Raw genomic sequence first — 4,185 nt, forward strand, 5'->3', positions numbered from 1 at the left:
CACGGTCTCGTGGCCGCTGGCGAAACGGCGGTCGCGGGCGAACTCGACCACGTCGCGCTGGCGCACGGCCACGCCCTTGGGCACCCCGGTCGAGCCGGAGGTGTACATCACGTAAGCCAGTTGCTCGGGGTGGATCGCCGGCTTGCGTACACGCGCTTCGGTCGCTGCGTTGAAATCGAAGCGGTCCAGGCGCAACAGGGGCGGATGGCTGAAGCCGCGTGCGTCGACGCCGGCGTCCGCGATCAGCACGGTGGCCTTAGTCTCGTCCAGCAACTGGCTTAGGCGTTCGTCAGGATGCTGCTCGTGCAGCGGCAGGTAGTAGGCGCCGGTCTTGAGCACGGCCAGCACGGCCACGACCAGCTCGGGCGAGCGCCGCAGCAGCAGGGCGACGCCGCGTTCGGCGCCGGCGCCGTGGCGTCGTAGTTCGTGGGCCAAGGCTTCGGCGCGGCGGTCGAGTTCGGCGTAGTTCCACTCGACGCCGTCGCCGACCACGGCGATCGCGTGCGGGCTCAAGGCGACCTGGCGCTCGAATGCGGCCGCGACCGATTCCAATTCGACCGGGTGCGCAGTGTCGTTGCAGTCGCGCAGCAGGTGGCGGCGCTCGGCCTCGTCGAGCAACTCGACTGCACCGATCGGCAGCTCGTCGTCTTCGGCGATGACGACGAGCATGCGTTGTAAACGCCGCCCGATGGCTTCGGGGGTCGGGGCATCGAACAGATCGCTGGCGTATTCGAGTGCGCCGTCGAGGCCGCTGGCCTGGCCATCGTCGTCGAAGCGTTCGCAGAAGGCGACGCTCAGATCGAACTTGGCCACATCGAGGGCGAACTCGGCCGCGTGCGCACGCAGGCCCGGCAACTGCAGCTCAGCCTGCTCGGTGTTCTGCAGCACCAGCAACACCTGGAACAGCGGGTGGTGGGACAGCGAACGCTCGGGTTTCAGTGTGTCGACCAATTGCTCGAACGGCAGGTCCTGGTGTTCGAACGCGGCCAGATCGGTCGCGCGCACCCGCGCCAGCAGTTCGTCGAAGCGCGGGTTGCCGCGGGTGTCGGTGCGCAGCACCAGGGTATTGAGGAACAAGCCCACGAGTTCGTGCAGGGCGGCATCCTGGCGGCCGGCGATCGGCGTGCCGATGGCGAGGTCGGTGCCGGCGCCGAGCCGGGTCAGGGTCGCGGCGAGCGCGGCCTGCAGGACCATGAACAAGGTCGCGTGGTGGCGGCGTGCGATCGCACGCAGGCGCGCATGGGTGTCGGCATCGAGCACGAAGCCGCACTGGCCGCCGCGATAGCTCGCGCGCGGCGGGCGCGGCCGGTCGCTCGGCAGTTCGATCTGTTCGGGCAGGCCGGCCAACGCTTCCCGCCAGTAGCCGATCTGCACCGAGATCAGGCTGGTCGGATCGGCTTCGTCGCCGAGCAGTTGTTGCTGCCACAAGGTGTAGTCGGCGTACTGCACCGGTAGCGGCGCACGGATCGGGGCCTGGCCGGCCAGACGCGCGGCATAGGCCTCGGCCAGGTCGCGCGCGAGCGGCGCCAGCGAGGCGCCATCGCCGGCGATGTGGTGCAGCAACAGCAGCAACGCGTGCTGTTGCGGGCCGAGCCGGACCAAGGTCGCGCGCAGCGGAATCTCGTGGCGCAGGTCGAAGGCGTAGGCGGCGGCTTGCGACAGCGTGTCGGCCAGATCGGCTTCATCGCTGTCGACGAGGTCCAACACCGGGATAGCGCGGTCGAGGACTTGTTGGCTCGGCACTTCACCGGCGGGGAACACCGTGCGCAGGCTTTCGTGGCGCTCGCACAGGTCGGCGAGCGCGGCACGCAAGGCGTCGACGTTCAACTCGCCGTCCAGGCGCAAGGCCAGCGGCATGTTGTAGGTCGCGCTGGGGCCTTCGAACTGGTGCAGGAACCACAGCCGGCGTTGCGCGAACGACAGCGGCAGGGCCTGCGGACGTGGCATCGGCCGCAGCGCCAGGCGCCGGCGTTGGTGGGGGTCGAGCGAGAGGGCGAGGCCGGCGACGGTCGGGGTCTCGAACAAGCTGCGGATCGACAACTCGACATCGAGTTCGGCGCGGATGCGGCTGATCAAGCGGATCGCCAGCAGCGAGTGGCCGCCGAGGACGAAGAAGCTGTCGTCGATGCCGAGCTGGGCGGCGTGTTCGTCGGACAGACCGAGCACGTCGGCGAACAGTGCGCACAGGGTTTGCTCGCGTGGGTTGCGCGGGGCGCGCTGGCTGGCCGGGACGAAGTCCGGCGCCGGCAAGGCCTTGCGGTCGAGCTTGCCGTTCGGCAACTGCGGCAAGGCGTCGAGGACCACGATGGCGGCCGGCACCATGTACTCGGGCAGGCGCGCGGCCAAGGTCTCGCGCAGCGCTTCGCGGTTCACTTCCGAAGTGGAAACCAGGTAAGCGACGATCTGCTTCTGCCCCGGCCGGTCCTCGCGCACGATCGCGCTGTTGCGCGGGTAGCCGGCGCGCGCGAGTTCGGCCTCGATCTCGCCGAGTTCGATGCGGAAGCCGCGCAACTTGACCTGATGGTCGACGCGGCCGCGGTGGACGATGACCCCGTCCTCGCGCCAACTGGCGAGGTCGCCGGAGCGGTACATGCGCTCGCCGGCAACGAAGGGATCGGCGACGAAGCGTTCGGCGCTGAGCGCGGCGCGGCGCAGATAGCCGCGCGCCAGGCCGTCGCCGGCGATGTACAGCTCGCCGGTGACCCCGGCCGGCACCGGCCGCAGCGCGGTGTCGAGCACGTACAGGCGCGTGTTCCAGATCGGCCCGCCGATCGGGATCGGGCCCTCTTCGACTTCATGGCAAGGCCAGGCGGTGACGCCGACCGAGACTTCGGTCGGGCCGTAGGAATGGTGCAGCGGCCGGCCGATATGCTCGGCAACGCGATGGCGCAGGTCCGCCGACAGCGCTTCGCCGCCGCAGATAATGCGGCGCAGGCTGGTACAGGCAGCCGCGCCGGGTTCCTGCACGAACATTTCGAGCATCGAGGCGACGAAGTGCACGGTGGTGACGCGTTCGCGCTGGATCAGCTCGGCGAGGTAAGCCGGGTCGCGGTGGCCGTCGGGGCGGGCGACGATCAAGCGCGCACCGTGCAGCAGCGGCCAGAACAGCTCCCACACCGACACGTCGAAGCTGGTCGGGGTCTTCTGCAGCACCGCGTCGTCGGCCTGCAAGGCGTACTCGCCCTGCATCCAGGCCAGGCGGTTGACGATGCCGCGGTGCGGAATCACCGCGCCCTTCGGCGTGCCGGTCGAGCCGGAGGTGTAGATCACGTAAGCCGGGTGATCGAGGTGCAGCGGGCGCGTGCGATCCGCGTCGTTAGGCGCGCTGCTCGCGAAACCGTCCAGCGAAGCAACGAAGCTGGCGTCGTCGACGCGCAGCAGCCCGTCGTGCGCAGGCAGGCGTTCGACCACATCGCCGCGCGTCACGATCCGCACCGGCGCGGCGTCGGCGATCATGTGAGCGAGGCGGTCGCTCGGGTAGTCGGTGTCGAGCGGCAGATAGGCCGCCCCGCTCTTGAGCACCGCGCACAGGGCGACGACCAGTTCCAGCGAGCGCGGCAGGGCCACGCCGACGACAGCCTCCGGGCCGATGCCGTCGGCGATCAAGCGACGGGCGAGGCGGTTGGCGCGCGCGTCGAGTTCGGCGTAGTTGAGTTGTTCGCCTTCGAACACCACCGCGATCGCCTCGGGCGTGCGCATGGCTTGCGCGCTGAGCAGATCGGCCAAAGTTTGCGCCGGTACCGCGTGCTCGGTCGCGTTCCACTCAAGCAGCACCTGCGCCGATTCCGCGGCATCGAGCAGCTCGATGCGGCCGACCGGCTGCTGTGCATCGGCCACAAAGGCTTCCAGCAAACGCTGATAACGGCCGCCCAGGCGCAGTACCTCGTCACGCGTGAACAAGTCGGGGCGGTAGCTCAGCTTGAGTTGATACGGCTGGCCCGGAATCAGCGCCAGGCCGACCGGGTAATGCGAGGTGTCGCCGCCGTGGTGGCTGTGCAGGGCGATGCGCAGCGCGTCCGGCGCGTCCTCCTGGTCTTCGCCGACCGGGAAGTTCTCGAACACCACCAAGGTGTCGAACAACTCGCCGTGCCCGGCCAGGCGCTGAATCTCGGTCAGGCCGAGATGCTGGTGATCGAGCAGTGCCGATTGTTCGTGCTGCAGACGCAGCAGCAGCTCGCGCACCGA

At 69.4% G+C, this 4,185-nt stretch carries 1 protein-coding gene; it reads right to left on the bottom strand.

Annotated features, from left to right (window positions below):
- Nucleotides 1–4,185: amino acid adenylation domain-containing protein (locus ACTOWK_RS23525; RefSeq protein ID WP_441332495.1), on the bottom strand; the 4,185-nt coding region annotated here is incomplete at both ends.

The sequence above is a fragment of the Lysobacter sp. CA196 genome (assembly GCF_052078695.1).
Classification (GTDB): domain Bacteria; phylum Pseudomonadota; class Gammaproteobacteria; order Xanthomonadales; family Xanthomonadaceae; genus Lysobacter.